The organism is Phenylobacterium sp., assembly GCF_037968635.1.
Taxonomy (GTDB): domain Bacteria; phylum Pseudomonadota; class Alphaproteobacteria; order Caulobacterales; family Caulobacteraceae; genus Phenylobacterium.
Window position 1 is genome coordinate 1 of the sequence record NZ_JBBKVV010000045.1, and the last position, 15,437, is coordinate 15,437.

The 15,437-nt window shown below is 62.5% G+C and carries 15 protein-coding genes; 1 reads left to right on the plus strand and 14 read right to left on the minus strand.

Annotated elements, in window-relative coordinates; genetic code table 11:
* The 14 genes from AAC997_RS04965 to AAC997_RS05030 form a co-directional block, all read right to left on the minus strand.
* Positions 1–568: oligosaccharide flippase family protein (locus AAC997_RS04965; RefSeq protein WP_340644582.1), on the minus strand; the 568-nt coding region annotated here is incomplete at its 3' end.
* 337 nt (positions 569–905) lie between these two features.
* A complete protein-coding gene (locus AAC997_RS04970; protein WP_340644583.1) occupies positions 906–1,271 on the minus strand; it encodes a hypothetical protein in 366 nt (121 codons plus the stop codon).
* A complete protein-coding gene (locus AAC997_RS04975; protein WP_340644584.1) occupies positions 1,268–2,242 on the minus strand; it encodes a GDP-mannose 4,6-dehydratase in 975 nt (324 codons plus the stop codon). Before AAC997_RS04975 ends, AAC997_RS04970 begins: the two co-directional genes overlap by 4 nt.
* Complete coding sequence (locus AAC997_RS04980; RefSeq protein ID WP_340644585.1) at positions 2,243–3,331, minus strand: glycosyltransferase family 4 protein; 1,089 nt, start codon at positions 3,329–3,331, stop codon at positions 2,243–2,245.
* Positions 3,332–3,370: 39 nt separating this feature from the next.
* Positions 3,371–5,212, minus strand: coding sequence for an asparagine synthase (glutamine-hydrolyzing) (gene asnB / locus AAC997_RS04985; protein WP_340644586.1), 1,842 nt, complete (start codon positions 5,210–5,212; stop codon positions 3,371–3,373).
* A gap of 2 nt (positions 5,213–5,214) precedes the next feature.
* A complete protein-coding gene (locus tag AAC997_RS04990) occupies positions 5,215–6,543 on the minus strand; it encodes a nucleotide sugar dehydrogenase (protein ID WP_340644587.1) in 1,329 nt (442 codons plus the stop codon).
* The gene (galE, locus tag AAC997_RS04995; protein ID WP_340644596.1) at positions 6,540–7,571 is read right to left on the minus strand and encodes a UDP-glucose 4-epimerase GalE; all 1,032 of its coding nucleotides are present in this window, start codon (positions 7,569–7,571) and stop codon (positions 6,540–6,542) included. The genes AAC997_RS04990 and galE overlap by 4 nt, the downstream gene beginning before the upstream one ends.
* Before the next feature lie 110 nt (positions 7,572–7,681).
* Positions 7,682–8,524, minus strand: a complete 843-nt coding sequence (locus AAC997_RS05000; RefSeq protein WP_340644588.1) for an FkbM family methyltransferase — start codon at positions 8,522–8,524, stop codon at positions 7,682–7,684.
* Between the two features lie 187 nt (positions 8,525–8,711).
* On the minus strand, positions 8,712–9,227 hold the full coding sequence (locus AAC997_RS05005) for a transcription termination/antitermination NusG family protein (RefSeq protein ID WP_340644589.1): 516 nt from the start codon (positions 9,225–9,227) through the stop codon (positions 8,712–8,714).
* A gap of 104 nt (positions 9,228–9,331) precedes the next feature.
* Positions 9,332–10,561, minus strand: coding sequence for a glycosyltransferase family 4 protein (locus tag AAC997_RS05010; RefSeq protein WP_340644590.1), 1,230 nt, complete (start codon positions 10,559–10,561; stop codon positions 9,332–9,334).
* A 1-nt stretch (position 10,562) separates the two neighbouring features.
* Positions 10,563–11,510, minus strand: a complete 948-nt coding sequence (locus AAC997_RS05015) for a GDP-L-fucose synthase (protein ID WP_340644591.1) — start codon at positions 11,508–11,510, stop codon at positions 10,563–10,565.
* Positions 11,500–12,576 carry a GDP-mannose 4,6-dehydratase gene (gmd, locus tag AAC997_RS05020; RefSeq protein WP_340644592.1) on the minus strand — a complete coding sequence of 359 codons (1,077 nt, stop codon included), beginning with the start codon at positions 12,574–12,576 and terminating at the stop codon, positions 11,500–11,502. The genes AAC997_RS05015 and gmd overlap by 11 nt, the downstream gene beginning before the upstream one ends.
* Before the next feature lie 183 nt (positions 12,577–12,759).
* On the minus strand, positions 12,760–13,473 hold the full coding sequence (locus tag AAC997_RS05025; protein WP_340644593.1) for a sugar transferase: 714 nt from the start codon (positions 13,471–13,473) through the stop codon (positions 12,760–12,762).
* 391 nt (positions 13,474–13,864) lie between these two features.
* A complete protein-coding gene (locus tag AAC997_RS05030) occupies positions 13,865–14,644 on the minus strand; it encodes a molybdopterin-binding protein (protein WP_340644594.1) in 780 nt (259 codons plus the stop codon).
* Between the two features lie 57 nt (positions 14,645–14,701).
* On the opposite strand from AAC997_RS05030, the gene sfsA reads away from it, so the two are divergent.
* Positions 14,702–15,421 carry a DNA/RNA nuclease SfsA gene (sfsA, locus tag AAC997_RS05035; protein ID WP_340644595.1) on the plus strand — a complete coding sequence of 240 codons (720 nt, stop codon included), beginning with the start codon at positions 14,702–14,704 and terminating at the stop codon, positions 15,419–15,421.
* Positions 15,422–15,437: the final 16 nt, after the last annotated feature.

A 15,437-nucleotide genomic window follows, 5' to 3' on the forward strand; every position in this document is an offset into this window, starting at 1 on the left:
CAGCTGTCTTACGGTACCGCGCCCAACTCCACGTCCAGTCTGGCTTGAAGCGCTCTGCCACGAACAGATCGATCGCGGCAGGCAGGCCGCCTAGTGGGATCTGCACGATCAACGCCCACACGCCACCGCCCATCAGGCCTACGGCGAGGCCAACTCCAAGCCCGAGGAAGGCACCAATGACCAGCATGAGCCGAAAGCGTTTCCAGTCGTGGCGCACCTCCAGCATCCGATGCCGCAACCCGGCGGGAATTTCAACGACGAAGACAACCGCGAGCGCCGCAAGCGGCGCCGCTGCCACGCTATATCGGTCAACGAGCGATAGCCCGAACGCCAACACGAGCACCAGCGCGGCAATCCCGGCGTTCAGAACAACTGCCGAAGTAAAGTGGACCTGCCAGTCAATATCGTCTGGGTTACGTTGTTGCAGAGCGTGAGCGTAGAACGTATTGGATGAGACAATTGAAAACACACCGAGGATCGCTTGCACGAGCGCCGCAGTGCCGTAGTCGGCCGGTGTGAGGAGGCGCACGAGTATGAGCATAATGCCGAACTGCGCCACATCGCGCATGAGCGTGAAGCCTCCGCCCCACAGGATTGACGCGCGTGCCGCCGCGCCAAGGCTCGGAGGTCTTTCGTTGGGCAGTATTCTCGGCGTCACTTCACAGCCCAATCTTACGCGCGACCGACCGAAGCTGCGCCTTAATGGCCCCGTTCAGGGCGAAGTAGAGCGACATTGGCGAGGCCTACCGCTTTCTCAGCACGGCGAGTGAGTCCTGTTGTTTGACGAGCTCGAAGCCGGGATCGTGGCGGATGTGGTCCCGAAAATATTCGTTGCTGCCGAGCTATAGCCCGGCGGCTTTTCCGGTATCAGCAGCGGCTTTGAAGCCTGCGAGTGAATGGTCCGTCTATGAACACGAGATCGACGGGTGTCGACACGTCCTCGTCGACATCCGTGCTAAGCTTGTTGACGATGCCTCCCATGCCGCTCGCGAGTTCTCGGCCGTTGTGGACCCGGCGATGGCCTCGCCCAAAGATATGCCGAGCCGACCGCTGAAGCAGGGATCAATCCCGTAGATCACCACTGCATCGCGGTCGGCCCCCTCCGCCAGCACACGAGTTGTGAACCCCTCGAACACGCCAACCTCGACGATGCGCTTCGCCCCGGGCAGGAACGAGGACAGCACATCGGGTTCCGCAGGCGTCGTCTGCATTTGTGGCTGGTCGAGTCCGACGACGAACCGGACATAGTGCACGGCCGACCTGCCGATCACGCGCGTAGTCCCATTTTTGCCATCTCCGCCTCTACCATCATCGCGACCACTTCTCGCATTCCGCTTTTCGCCTTCCAGCCGATCAGACGCTCGGCCTTGGATGCATTGCCAGCGCTGTAGGGGATGTCTGACGGGCGGCGCAGGCTGTCGTCGATGTCGACGTGTGCGCGCCAGTCGAGGCCGACAGCCTCGAACGCTGCGGCGACAAACTCACCCAAGCTGTGCGTGCGCCCTGACGCGATCACCAGATCGGTTGGCTGATCGAGCTGCATCATCCGCCACATTGCATCGACGTATTCCTCGGCCGCTCCCCAGTCGCGGCTGATTTCGAGGTTGCCGAGTTGCAGGCGCGCGGCCTCACCGCGCTTGATCGCGCAAGCACCAGCCACGATCTTCTTCGTCACGAACCGCGCCGGGCGCAGCGGGCTCTCATGATTGAACAGGATACCGTTGCAGGCATAGAGTCCGTAGGCGTCGCGATAGTTCACCACCATCCAATGCGCAGCGGCCTTGGCCACCGCGTAGGGGCTGCGCGGATGGAACGACGTCTCCTCGTCGGCGGGATTGCCGCTAGTGTCGCCGAAGCATTCGCTAGAGCTAGCATTATAGAGGCGGATGTCCCGGCCCAGAAATCGGATCGATTCGAGCAGGTTCAATACGCCGCCAGCGATGCTGTCCATTGTCTCGACCGGCTGCTGGAACGACAACCCGACAGAGGACTGCCCGGCGAGATTGTAGACCTCGTCAGGGGCAGCCTTCTTCAATGTTTGCAGTGTGCTGCGGAAGTCGGTCAGAACCATCGATTCCAGCACGACGCGGTCACGGATTCCAAGCTTTTCGAGATTGTCGAACGAGGCGACCTGCGCATCCCGCGACGTGCCCGTCACGTGATAGCCCCTGTCCAGCAAGAGGCGCGCGAGATAGGCGCCATCCTGCCCCGAAAGACCACAGATCAGAGCGCGCCGGGTCATCTAGACTTGCACCCGCACGACCGCGGCGAGTGCCGCCGCGAGCCGCTTCTGGAAGTTTGCGAAGGAGAAATAGTCGAGCCCCTCCAGGATGGCCTTCGGTCGCGCCAATGCCTCGATGATCGCTCGTTCCAGGGCAGCGGAATCCTTTGGGTCGACGACCGCGCCGAGTTCACCGCCGCGGACGGCCTCGCGCGTACCATCAGTCGAACTCGCTACGACAGGTAGGCCGCAGGCGAGGGCTTCCAGCACAACAAAGCCGAATCCCTCGCCCGAGCTTGGCATGACGTAGGCATCCGCCAATCGATAAAGATCCGCCTTCTCCGCCTCGCTTACGCGGCCAGAGAACCGCACGTGGTCTTTGACGCCCAGCGCCTCCGCCTTGAGTTCGAGACGCGCTCTGTCGCTTCCGTCGCCAGCTGCGACATAGACCAGTCCCGGCAGGCGCTCGATGAGACGCGGCATCGCCTCAAGCACCTCGTCGAAACCCTTGTAGCGCTCGTCGGCTGACATGCGCCCGAAGGTGAGAATGACGGGTCGCCCTGCAACACCGAGCCGTTGCGCGAGGGCGTTGTCCTTTGTGCCGATCGCAAAGTCGGCTGCGTGGATTGCATTGGGAAGCAGGGCGCATTTCTCGGCCGCTACACCGCTCCAGGCCAGGAACCGATCGAGTGTGATCTGGCTGATCGAAACGACCAGCGAAACCGCGCCAACGCCGAACAGCCCCGCCAAACCGACCGGACGCTGCCAGGCGTCGATGCCGTAGATCGCGAGTACCAGCGGCAGGCGGCGAGCCCGCGCCACGGCCGCAGCAATTGGCAAGAGATTGATATGGGCGCAGTAGACGACATCGTAGCGGCCCAGCCCATGAGCAGCACTGCGAGTGATGAACCCCCTCGCACCGGCGGCACTTGCCAGGTCGTAGGTCGACTTGGCCGGATGCGTGAACCCGGCCTCTGGCATGATCCGCGGCAGCACCGTGACTTCGGCGACCCGTTCGAGGCCGCACATCGCGTCGATGACGTCGCGATTATACTGCGCGATGCCCCCGAAGCCGCCGTGTGCGTCCGTTGCGAGCATCAAGATCCGCAATCGCCTATCCAAGACCTGCTGCAAGTGAGTTGCTTGGCTTCAGGCGACGAGGGCCAATGGTACGGCAAGCTTCGCCTGCTCAGCAGACACGTGCTGCGCCCAATCGCGCGAATAACCATAGGTCGACACTGTTCCCGCCGCCTGCGCTCCTGGCAGCCAAGGCGCGATGGGAACTGCGAAGCCGGTCTTCTTCCGCTGTGTCACCGCCGTCGGCAAGGGCAGAAGAGGCGCAGCGGCAAGTTCTCCCTTCGCCGGCAACGCGGCGTCGGGGGGGCCTATTGCCGCGACCCGCCTCAAGAGTTCTGCATCGACCAGCGGCGTCCGCACTTCTAGCGAGTGCGCCATGCTTGCCCAGTCGGTATCGCGGAGCAGCTGATTGCGCATGTAGAGCGCCGCCTCCATCGTCGCCACGCGGTTGAAGCCGTAGCGTGGCGCCGGTGACAGGACGTGTTCAACAACGCGAACTGGATCGAGCCTCGCCAGCCCCTCCGCCACGATGTCGCGCGGCAGGATGTCGTCGAGTTCCCATGGCATGAACAGAGCGCGCCGCAGGAACCAGGCGCCGGCATAACTGCCGCCATACTGGACGAGTCCAGCGAGCTTGGGACTGAGGCCGACCCGGTGTGGTCCGACCGCCATCACCGCGTGCCGGACGAGCGCGCCTAGGCCCGGCGCCGCCGCGGGAATCTTCAACCACCGCACCCAGCGCGGGATGTCCTGAAAGGCCGGATAGCCGCCAAGCAATTCGTCACCGCCAAGGCCCGAGACGGCCACCTTCAGCCCCCGCTCGCGTGCCGCTTTGGCGACGAACCAAGTGTTGATACCATCGATACTCGGCTGATCCATGGCGGCGAGAATAAGCGGCAGCTCGCACAGAAACTCAGCCTTGGTGACAACGCGCGTCGTGTGCCGCGTGCCGTAGGTTCGCGCCACCTCTGCTGCGATTGGCGCTTCGTCGTCTGCACTCCCCTCGAACTCCTTGAAGGAGAGCGTGACGGTCTCGATCTCGTTCTGGCCAGCGTCGCGCATCAAGCCCACCAGCGCGCCAGAGTCGATCCCGGCCGACAGGAAGGCCCCGACGGGAACGTCTGACACCAGATGATGGCGGACGCTGTCGAGGAGGGCTTCCCGCATGGCCGCCTGCCGGTCGCCCGCCAGTATTGGCCGCGCCTGCTCCGCCTCGGCATAGACGGCGGCAATCGAGTGGTACTGCCGGGGTGCCTGCCCACCGTCATTTCCGATGATCATGGTATGGCCGGCTGGGAGCGCTCGAATATGCCGGTGAACGGTCAAGGGCTCGGGCACGCTGCCAAACAGGTGAAAGCCAACGATGCCCGCCGCGTCTGCCTCGCGAGACACCCCACCGCCAGCGAGCAGCGCTTTGACCTGGCTTGCGAAACGGAATGCCTTGCCGTCGTCGGCATAGTACAGCGGCTTTATGCCGTAGGGGTCGCGCGCCATAAACAACTGCCGGCGCCTGCCATCCCAGATCGCGAAGGCGAACATCCCCCTCAGATCCGACAGCATGCGCTCGCCCTTCTCTGCATAAAGATGCAGCAGGACTTCCGTATCCGACTGACTGCGGAAGACCCGGCCTTGCGCCTCAAGCTCGCGGCGGATCTCGGCGTGATTGTAAATCTCGCCGTTGAACGTAATTGTGAGGTCCCCCTCGTCGAGCCGCATCGGCTGAGAGCCGCGCTCGCTAAGGTCTATGATCGACAGGCGACGATGCGCCAACGCCACCCTCCGATCTGACGACCACCAAGCTCCGTACCCGTCCGGCCCGCGGGCGATCATGTGATCACGCGTCGTCAGCAACTCGCGCTCGTCGGGCGCTGACGACGCGGAATTGTATGCGAAAAGGCCGTTTATGCCGCACACTGCTAGGCGGCCACCACATTGGAGAGATTGGCGCCCGCACGGGCGCAGGCATTTCGAGTGTCCACGACCAACCTCGCCGCGCTCGCCAATCCGCGATAGTCCACGCCATCATGGTCGGTTGCGATCAACACCGCATCGTAGGCAGAGATTCGAGAAAGCTCCCAAGGGATCGATTGTCGTCCTGTTAGATCGGGATGCTCCCGGGTCTTAGGTATCTCAGGGACAAATGGATCGTGATAGTCGACCTTGGCGCCTCGAAGCTGCAGTAGCTCGATGAGCCTCAAAGCTGGACTTTCACGCGTATCATCAACGTTCTTCTTGTAGGCCAGCCCAACCACAAGAACGCTAGCGCCATTCAAGCCTCGGCCCGATTTCGCATCCAGAGCAACCACCAGTTCGTTGATCACATGCTCTGGCATGTTATTGTTGATCTGGCCGGCAAGTTCAATAAACCGAGTTGCGATATTGTATTCCCGCGCCTTCCAGGTCAGGTAGAAGGGATCGATCGGGATGCAGTGCCCACCAAGTCCAGGCCCAGGATAAAACGGCATGAAACCGAACGGCTTCGTCTTAGCCGCATCAATAACTTCCCAAACGTCGATGCCCATCCGGCCGTAGATGAGTTTCAACTCGTTCACGAGAGCGATGTTCACCGAGCGGAAGATATTCTCAGTCAGCTTTACTGCCTCCGCGGTTGCGCTCGAGGAGACTTCAACCAATTGCTTTGCAAATATGTTGTAAAGCGCGATCGCAAGAGCACGCGCCTCGGCATCGTCCGCGCCCACTACCTTTGGAATAGTCGCTGTGGAGAAATCTAGGTTTCCTGGGTCCTCACGTTCCGGAGAGAACGCTAGCCAAAAATCCTTTCCGCAAACCAGTCCCGTCGCCTCAAGGATTGGCTTGACAACTTCCGAAGTCGTTCCTGGATAGGTTGTGCTTTCAAGAACAACGAGCTGGCCTGGCCGCAGGCCGTTAGCGATAGCGCGCGCAGTGTTCTCTACATAACTTAGATCGGGCTCCATGTGACGCGTCAACGGCGTCGGAACACAAATTAATATTGCGTCGGACTCAGATAATCTATCGAAGTCGGTCGTCGCGGATAGTAGGTGCTGATTGACTGCGCGTTCAATTCGTTCAGAAGTGATATGCTTTAGATAGCTTTGCCCTTCCTCGATGTGGGCGGGCTTTGAAGGGTCGACGTCAAAGCCTAGCACCCGACATCCTGCCTCAGCAAAGGCCATGGATAATGGCAGTCCAACATATCCAAGACCAACCACGCCAACGAGCGCGGACTTGGATTTGAGCTTCTCCAGAACAATGTCGAAAGTCACAAATTTCCCCGATTGGTTTGTAGACGGTCGTTCTCCGGCCGCTGCACCGCATTGTGCTCGAGAACGTGCCAGTCCCAGGCGTTCCTCAAAATGTCATCACTGTTCGAATGCGTCGGCGACCACCCCAAGACGCTCCTTGCTTTCTGCGAGGACGCCACAAGCAAAGGAGGATCGCCCGCTCTCCTTGGGCCGACAGTCTTCCTCACAGTGACCCCGGAAACCATTTCCACCGCCGCTGCGATTTCGAGCACACTTACTCCGCTGCCGGTTCCGAGATTGAAGACCTCTGACGCTCCACCGGCTTCCAAGTACTCCAGCGCCTTCAGGTGCCCCGAAGCCAGATCATTCACGTGGATATAGTCGCGCACACAGGTTCCGTCACGCGTGTCAAAGTCGTCGCCAAATATCGTTAACTCATAGTCCCCACTCATGGCCCCCCGTATGGCCAGAGGGATCAAGTGGGTCTCGGGCTCGTGGCGTTCACCAATCTGGCCGTCAGGGTCGGCGCCTGCCGCGTTGAAGTAGCGCAAGATCACAGAACGAATGCCATGCGCTGCACCATAGTCTCGAAGGATCTGCTCCACGAAAAGCTTGGACCAACCATAGGGATTTATCGGCGATTGCACATGAGTTTCAGAGATCGGGATCTCAGTCGGAACGCCATAGGTCGCACAGGTCGAGGAGAAGACCATGGCCTCGACGCCATTCTGTCGCATGGCGCGCAGCACATTCAGCGAGCCCGCCGTGTTGACGTGGTAATAGCGGCCCGGGTCAGCGACCGACTCGCCAACATAGGCGACGGCGGCGAAGTGAGCGACCACGTCAGGCTTAGTTTCCGCGATCGCTGTGGAGAGCTTCTCATAGTCGAGGATGTCACCCTCGATCAGCGGTCCCCATTTGACGAAGTCGCGCCATCCTCGGGTGAGGTTGTCATAAACGACCACATTCCACCCAGCTTCGGAAAATGCCTTGCAACAATGGGAACCGACATAGCCGGCACCTCCTGTAACGAAGACTGTCCTAGGCATTTTGTCCGGCGCCCCGATAAGTTTCCTCCTGGAGAGTAAGCTGGCGGATTGATTGGAGGCATGGGCCATTGATCCCGCACATGGCCCATGCCTCCAAGTGAGGCATAAGCTTAGAGGCTACGTCCAAGAACAGTTATTGGTCTTGTTTGCTTGAGACGCTTGGCCAATTCATCCGAATCTCGGACGAACAACGCGTTGTTCTGATGCCATCTTGGTTCTTCAAGAAGTTGCCTGGTCAGGGGATCGTAGAAAACTTCTTCGAAACCTGCTTGCTCAAGCTGATTGACCAATGCCGGATCCCGACTCTCAGTTTCAATAGCAATTAGCGATTTCTTGCGGAGTGTGGCGTGAGCGCCAGCGAACACCGCTGCTTCGTGGCCCTCAACATCCAGCTTCAGCAGTACTGGATTTCGATCACCGACGACATCATCGAGTTTCCTGACCGGGACCTCACGGACATTCGTGTCCAGATCGCTCGCCATTCGGTTCATGGAATCAAGTCCTACCGTGAATTTCGCCACGCCCTGCTCCGCACCAAGCGCAACCTCAAAGACGGTGACTCGACCTCCGATTTCATTGACCTCGATGTTTCGCTTCAGCGAGACCATTGTCCCAGGATCAGGTTCAATGGCTAGGGTCTCAGCGCCACAGACGGCGGAGGCCAGAACGGTGTAACTCCCGATGTTGGCGCCGACGTCGACGAACAGGTCGCCCGGCCGAAGCATGTGAAGCATGAAGGCCATGTCGGCGAACTCGTGCAGCCCGCAGTAGATGTTGCCAGTGGCTCCCGCCATTCCATGACGGGCGGCCAGTTTGGATCCTTCGATCCAGTCGAAAATGACCTCGCGTTTCAGGCGGCTAGCAACCTGCCAACGCGCGAAGCGGGCGAGCGCGGCGAGTGGCCGATCTCTCGTCAATGGGTGATTGGTAATGAAGGAAAGTGTGTTGAGCACGGTCGCTTCCGAAAATTCGATATTTGAGCAGGCGGCGCACCGCCCCCACGCCCGATAACCCCGACTGTCGCACCACGCCGCGCCAGCCTGCCGCCCCACGGCTACCGCACCCAGGGTGAAAACACCGCGGGCGCAGGCCTCGTTTCAGACAGCAGATGTGTAGCTCACCAAGTATGAAGACCTTAAGTCAATTCTGCGGAAATGGAGAAAGGTTCTTCGTCTCGGTGAATACAGGGAGAAGACCAGTAGCCAGTTCTAGCAGCAGGCGAACCCGGTTTCCGCTGTCGAGACGGTCAATCGTGCCCACCAGATCAACTAACGGGCCATTAACTATACTGACGCGTTCCCCTACCTGGAAAGGCGCTAGCGGCGGCAGGCGGCCGTCTTGGTCCAGATGGCGCTGCAGGACCTCGATGAAAGAGGTAGGCACCGCGGCGGGGCGGGCGCCGACCATGACCAGAGAGCGGACGCCAAAGGTGTTGTTGACCCGCGTCCATGGCTCCTGCATCAGATCCAGGGATACGAAGATGTAGCCAGGGAAATAGCTCGCCTCCCGCTCCAGCACCCGGCGGGCATGGCGCACCGTGATCAGCCGCCTGGGGAAGAAGACCTCATAGCCCTGATTGTTCAGCTGCTGGACGGCGTAGGCTTCGCGCTTGGGCTGGGTCTGCACCGGGTACCAGCGGCGGCCTTCCTCGATCATCGGCTCGAACCTTCCACCCGGCGAGTCTTGCTGCAATGCGGGATGGAGGTCAACTGGCCTCCGGTCCTGCGGGCCTACCGGCTGCAAGTCCCGGGCCGCTCGCCTCAGGCGGTCTCGAGAACCTCGCCCCATCGCTTGAGGGTCTGCTCGCAGGCGAAGCCCGCCTCCAGCATCTCGAGGGATTTCAGCCCTAGGGCCGTGGCTACCCCCGCCTCATCGGCCATGCGGACGATCACCGAGGCCAGAGCCGCGCCGTCCGCCACCGGGGTCGCCTCGCCGCTGCCGTGGGCGAGCACCATATCGGCCAGGTCAGAGGGCTGGTCGACGATGGCGATCATGCCGCGGCCAGCGGCGGCGATGCCGAATACCTTGGAGGGGAACATCAGGCCCCGGAACTCCGGCAACAAGGACACCAGGTGCACGTGGGGCAGGCTCAAGGAACAGGCCAGCATATCGTGGGGCTGGTAGGGCTCAAACCGGAAGCTCGCCTGCAGGCCCAGCCGCTCGACCTCGGCGCGCAGGGGGCCTTGCCCTGCCCCGCCGCCGATCATCAGGAACAGGATGTCGGGCCGGTCGCGCAGGTGAGCGGCCGCGGCGACGAGGGTGCGCCAGTCGTGGGCGCGCCCCAGGTTGCCCGAATAGCCCACCACGAAGCGGTCCTGCAGGCCCCAGGCCGCGACCAGGGGATTGTCCTCCGGCGCCACCGGTCGGACGATCGTGTCGTCGCTCCAATTGTGCACCACCTCGACCCGCGCGGTTCCGGCGAGCGGCGTCACGATCCTGGCCATGTCCTCGCAGATCACGACGTTGACGCTGGCGCCGCGCAGGGAGGTGTTGCGCAGCGACTTCAGGATCGCGCCGAGCGGACCGCGCGCGGCGCGCACCCCATAGGCGACGGCGATTTCCGGATAGAGGTCCTGCAGCCAGTTGACGAGGCGAGCCCCCTTCAAGGCCGCCGCCCAGTGGGCGAAGACCGAGATCAAAGGCGGGTCGGTCTTGGCCACCACGATGTCGCCCCGCTTCAGGGTGGTCAGAAGGGCTAGAAAGGCCGTCAGATAAAAGGAGAGATAGTCCAGCGCACGCCCGGCCAGGCCGGCGTTGCCGAACCGCGTCGTGAGCACCCGTTGGACCTGGACGCCCGCGATCTCCTCGTTCGAGGGCAGGATGCCCGGCGCGCCATAGAGCTGGCGGCTGGTGACCACGCTCACCTGCCATCCGAGCCCGGCCAGATGCTCGGCCAGCCGGGTCAGGATCTGGCTGGTGGCCGACATGTCCGGCGCATAGAAGCGGTTCACGAACACCACACGTCGGCCCAGGGTCGAAGGCTCCGCCACCCTAGGCCTGATGCGCCAGGAACCAGGCGTAGACGTCCTCGACGCCCTGCTTCAGGTTGATCCGGGGCGTCCAGCCCAGCGCGGCGAGCTTGCCGGCGTTCATCAGCTTGCGCGGCGTGCCGTCCGGCTTGGAGCGATCCCAGGCGATCTCACCCTTGAACCCCACGGCGTCCGCCACCAGCTGCGCCAGATCGGCGATGGCGATGTCATCGCCATATCCGACGTTCACATGCTGGTCGCCGGAATAGCGGGTCATCAGGTGAACCAGGGCGTCGGCGCAGTCATCGACGTGCAGGAACTCGCGCCGGGGCGTTCCGGAACCCCAGACATCGAACGAAACCTCCCCGCGCACCTTGGCCTCATGGGCCTTGCGGATCAGGGCCGGCAGGACATGGCTGTTCTCAAGGTCGAAATTGTCGCCGGGGCCGTAGAGATTGGTCGGCATAGCGGAGATGAAGTCATCCCCATGCTGCTGGCGATAGGCCAGGGCCAGCTTGAGACCGGCGATCTTCGCGATCGCGTACCACTCATTGGTCGGTTCCAGCGGCCCGGTCAGCAGCGCGTCTTCCTTGATCGGCTGGGCCGCCATCTTGGGATAGATGCAGCTGGACCCAAGGAACAGCAGCTTGCCCACGCCTTCCCGATGAGCGGCCTCGATGACATTGGCCTCGATCATCAGGTTGTCGAACAGGAAGTCGGCCGGATAGGCCGCATTGGCCCCGATGCCGCCGACCTTGGCGGCTGCCAGGAAAATAGCATCCGGCTTGGCCTTGGCGATCCAGGCGGAGGTCTCGGTCTGCCGCCGCAAATCCACTTCGTCGCGGCCGGCGGTGAGAACCTCGCAATCCTCGGCCGCCAGGCGGCGAACGATGGCCGCACCCACCATGCCGCGGTGACCGGCCACCCAGACCCGCTTGCCGGCCAGGGGGTAGATCACCTCACTCGCCATGTCGGCGCTGCTCCCGAGCCACCACGATCAGATCCTCGCGCACCATTTCTTCGCACAGCGCCTGCCAAGGAGTGTCGTGGCTCCAGCCAAGCTTGGCCTTGGCCTTGGAGGCGTCTCCCAGCAGGAGTTCGACCTCAGTCGGCCGGAAGTAACGAGGATCGACCTCAACCAGCACGCGGCCGCTCGCGGCGCAGACGCCCTGCTCAGTCAGGCCTGAGCCGCGCCAATCGAGCTTGATGTCCACCTGCGCAAAGGCGTGGGCGACGAAATCCCGCACCGTCGTGGTCTCGCCGGTGGCCAGGACATAGTCGTCAGGCTCGTCCTGCTGCAGCATCAGCCACATGCCGCGGACATATTCCCGCGCATGGCCCCAATCGCGTTTGGCGTCCAGATTTCCCAGATACAGGCGGTCCTGCAAGCCAAGCTTGATGCCCGAAACCGCCCGGGTGATCTTTCGGGTCACGAAGGTTTCGCCGCGCAGCGGGCTCTCATGATTGAACAGAATGCCGTTCGAGGCGTGAAGCCCGTAGGCCTCCCGGTAGTTCACCACCATCCAGTAGGCGTAGAGCTTGGCCACCGCGTAGGGGCTGCGGGGATAGAAGGGCGTGGTCTCGCTTTGCGGGACCTCCTGCACCTTGCCGTATAGCTCGGAAGTCGAGGCCTGGTAGAAGCGGCTCTTCTTCTCAAGGCCCAGAATCCGGATCGCTTCGAGCAAGCGCAGAGCGCCGACCGCATCGGCGTTGGCGGTATATTCCGGCGTCTCGAAGGACACGGCCACGTGTGACTGGGCGGCCAGATTGTAGATCTCGTCGGGCTGCACCTGCTGGACGATACGGATCAGATTGGTGCTGTCGGTCAGGTCGCCGTAGTGAAGGATAAACCGCTGATCCGCCTCATGCGGATCCTGGTAGAGGTGCTCGATCCGGCCGGTGTTGAACGACGACGAGCGGCGCTTGACGCCGTGCACGACATAGCCTTCCGCCAGCAGCAACTCCGAGAGATAGGCGCCGTCTTGGCCCGTCGCTCCAGTGATCAACGCGACCTTACCCGACCCCGATTTACCCACGAACGAAACTCCTTCGCCTAATCGCGCTCAGTATCGCGCGGATCTAAACTTGCTCGGATGAGGTCGGAATATTGAAAACCGTTATCAGTCCAGCGGCTGTCAGTGTCGTATCCAAATTTCAGCGGCCGAGGGCAAGATAATGTGGAGGCGAAAAGAAACTATCGCCCTTCCCAGCCGTCGATTTTAGATCTGGCCCCGCCCCGAAAGGACAATCATCGCCGTGCGCCAGAAGATAAACAAGTCCACCCGAGGTGAGACCGTCCGGGCGTAGAGCGCGTCGAGGCGAGCTTTGCGGCGCGGTGTCACCTCATTGCGGCCGACAACCTGGGCGAGCCCACTCAATCCGGGCCTGGCGAGCATGGCGTGCGGGAAACTGTGGCGCTCAAAGATCGCCGGATCGTCAGGCAGCAGCGGGCGAGGACCGATGAGGCTCATCTGACCAAAGAACACGCAGAACAGTTGCGGCAGTTCATCCAGGCTCGAGCGGCGCAGGAAGGCGCCCAGAGGCGTGATGTGACTGCCCGCGCCTTGCAAGGTCTCGCGAGGCGAGAGCGGCGCGCTGGCGTCCATGGTACGATACTTGGGCATCCAGAAGCTGCGTCCGTGGCGGCCGATACGTTCGGACCAGAACAGGCCCGGTCCGCCATTGAACAGCACGACGACAAGCCAGATCCCGATCATCAGCGGCGCCAGCGCCACAAGGGCGGCCCCGGCCACGCAAACATCGATGACCCGCTTTGCGGGATAGAGGCCGAGGGGGGCTGCGGGTGACTTCAAAATGCGTTCCGAACGCTCCGCGCGAGGTCGGGCACGCAAATAGTCGACAAGCTCACCAGCCGCCGGCGGCGCGACTTCGACGCGTGCGTCTGAGTGCGTGATTTGCGTTAAGGAATTCATGCAGCCCGTCATCAAGTCCTGGTTGCAACCTACAAAAGCCAACTGGCCGTGGCAACGATTAGCAGCACCCACCGCAATTTAGGCGCCATTTCAGAAGGTTTCGCGAAGTTCAATGACGAATAGACCTAAATTTTCGCAGCTGCTCGCCTGACGAGCGAGCGCCCACATGACCGTTAGGGCCGCGGAGTAGGGCGAGGTTGCTTTAATATGGTTGTTGATCGAAGGCCATGACGCCGGCACGGAAGACGACCACACCGATGCCCAGTATGTTCATACGCACCCGGAGCGGCTTCAACTCCGGGTCATTTGAGGTCGCGCCTAGCACGGCCGCGATCGCAACGACCCAGTCTGGGACGCGCGCACCCAATGGTTTCTTGGCGCGCCCGGCGACCTAGAGCGGGGTGGTAAGCTCCACCACCTTCGCCACACCCGCTGCCTCCAGCGCCACGAGCAATTCCGCCACCGTCGCCTCCAACTCCGCCGCATCCCGGCCCCGCAGCACCAGGTTCGAGCCGTAGCCCCCCTCGCCGTAAAACGGATAGCTGCCCAGGCTCATGGTCGGGTGCGCCTTGGCCACCGCCTCCAGCGGCGCGGCGATGACGCCCTCCCCCGAGCCCTCGACCCGCACCGTCCGGCTCAGCACCACGGCCCCGCCCCTCAGCCGGTGACCGACGTCCTCCAGCATGCCGCGCATGATCTGCGGAACGCCGGCCAGGACGAAGACATTGCCAATGGTGAAGCCGGGCGGGCCCTGGACCGGGTTCTTCACCAGGTCGCCCCCCACCGGAACCCGCGCCATCCGCCGCCGCGCGGCGTTGGGCTCGCCGCCCCAGCGGGCGGTCATCATGGCGATGATGTCGGGGTGTTCGTAGAGCTCGACCCCGAAGGCCCCGGCCACCGCGTCGGCGGTGATGTCGTCGTGGGTGGGGCCGATGCCGCCGGTGGTGATGACGTAGTCGTAGCGCGTGCGGAGCGCATCGAGAGCCGCGATGATGTCCTCGTGGACATCAGACACCGTGCGGGCCTCCATCAGATCCACCCCGTGGACGCCGAGATAGAGGGCGATGTCGCGCAGGTTGGTGTCCTGGGTGCGGCCCGAGAGGATCTCGTCACCGATGATCAGCACCGCGGCGGTCACCGCCTGGCCATCCTGTCCCGCCGGACTACCCATCACCGCTCTCCTCACCTAGATCAGGCTTCCGCTTAGCGTATCGGACGAGCCCCGCCCATGGACTTCCCGCAACCCCTCGTTCGTGGCCGCCTGGTCAGTCGCTACAAGCGCTTCTTCGCCGACGTGGTGCTGGACGACGGGACGGAACTGACGACGCACTGCCCCAATCCGGGCGCCATGCTTGGCCTGAACACGCCTGGCTTCCCGGTCTGGATCTCGAAGTCCGACAATCCGAAGCGCAAGTTGGCCCATACCCTGGAGATCGTCGAGGTCGACGGCGGGCTGGTGGGGATCAACACCATGCACCCCAACCGGCTGGTGGCCGAAGCGCTGGAGCAGGACTTGCTCCCGGAGCTGTCGGGCTACGCCTCGATCCGGCGCGAGGTGAACTATGGCGTCGCCAGCCGCATCGACTTCCTGCTGGAGAGCCGAGGTCGCCCACCCTGCTGGCTGGAGGTGAAGAACAGCCACCTGAAGCGCGGCGGAACCCTGGCCGAATTCCCCGACTGCGTGGCGGCCCGCTCGCTGAAGCACCTGGGTGAGCTGAAGGCCATGGCGGCCCAGGGCCACCGCGCGGTGATGCTGTTTGTCATCCAGCGCACCGACTGCGACGTCTTCGCCGCCTGCGCCGAGCTCGATCCCAAATACGCCACAGGCCTGATCGACGCGGTGCGGGCGGGGGTTGAGGTTTTGTGCTATGCTTGCCACATCGGTGCGGACGCCATTCGCATCACCCATGCCATCCCCTGGCGCGACGCCCCGGCCGTCGCGGAGTAACGACCATGACCCTCAA

What these genes read in the sequence shown, in the direction of transcription:
- AAC997_RS04975 (WP_340644584.1), bottom strand. Translation starts at nt 2,242, where the DNA reads ATGACCCGGCGCGCTCTGATCTGTGGTCTTTCGGGGCAGGATGGCGCC.
- galE (WP_340644596.1), bottom strand. Translation starts at nt 7,571, where the DNA reads ATGCCTAGGACAGTCTTCGTTACAGGAGGTGCCGGCTATGTCGGTTCC.
- AAC997_RS05005 (WP_340644589.1), bottom strand. Translation starts at nt 9,227, where the DNA reads ATGATCGAGGAAGGCCGCCGCTGGTACCCGGTGCAGACCCAGCCCAAG.
- AAC997_RS05015 (WP_340644591.1), bottom strand. Translation starts at nt 11,510, where the DNA reads ATGGCGAGTGAGGTGATCTACCCCCTGGCCGGCAAGCGGGTCTGGGTG.
- AAC997_RS05025 (WP_340644593.1), bottom strand. Translation starts at nt 13,473, where the DNA reads ATGAATTCCTTAACGCAAATCACGCACTCAGACGCACGCGTCGAAGTC.
- AAC997_RS05030 (WP_340644594.1), bottom strand. Translation starts at nt 14,644, where the DNA reads ATGGGTAGTCCGGCGGGACAGGATGGCCAGGCGGTGACCGCCGCGGTG.
- sfsA (WP_340644595.1), top strand. Translation starts at nt 14,702, where the DNA reads ATGGACTTCCCGCAACCCCTCGTTCGTGGCCGCCTGGTCAGTCGCTAC.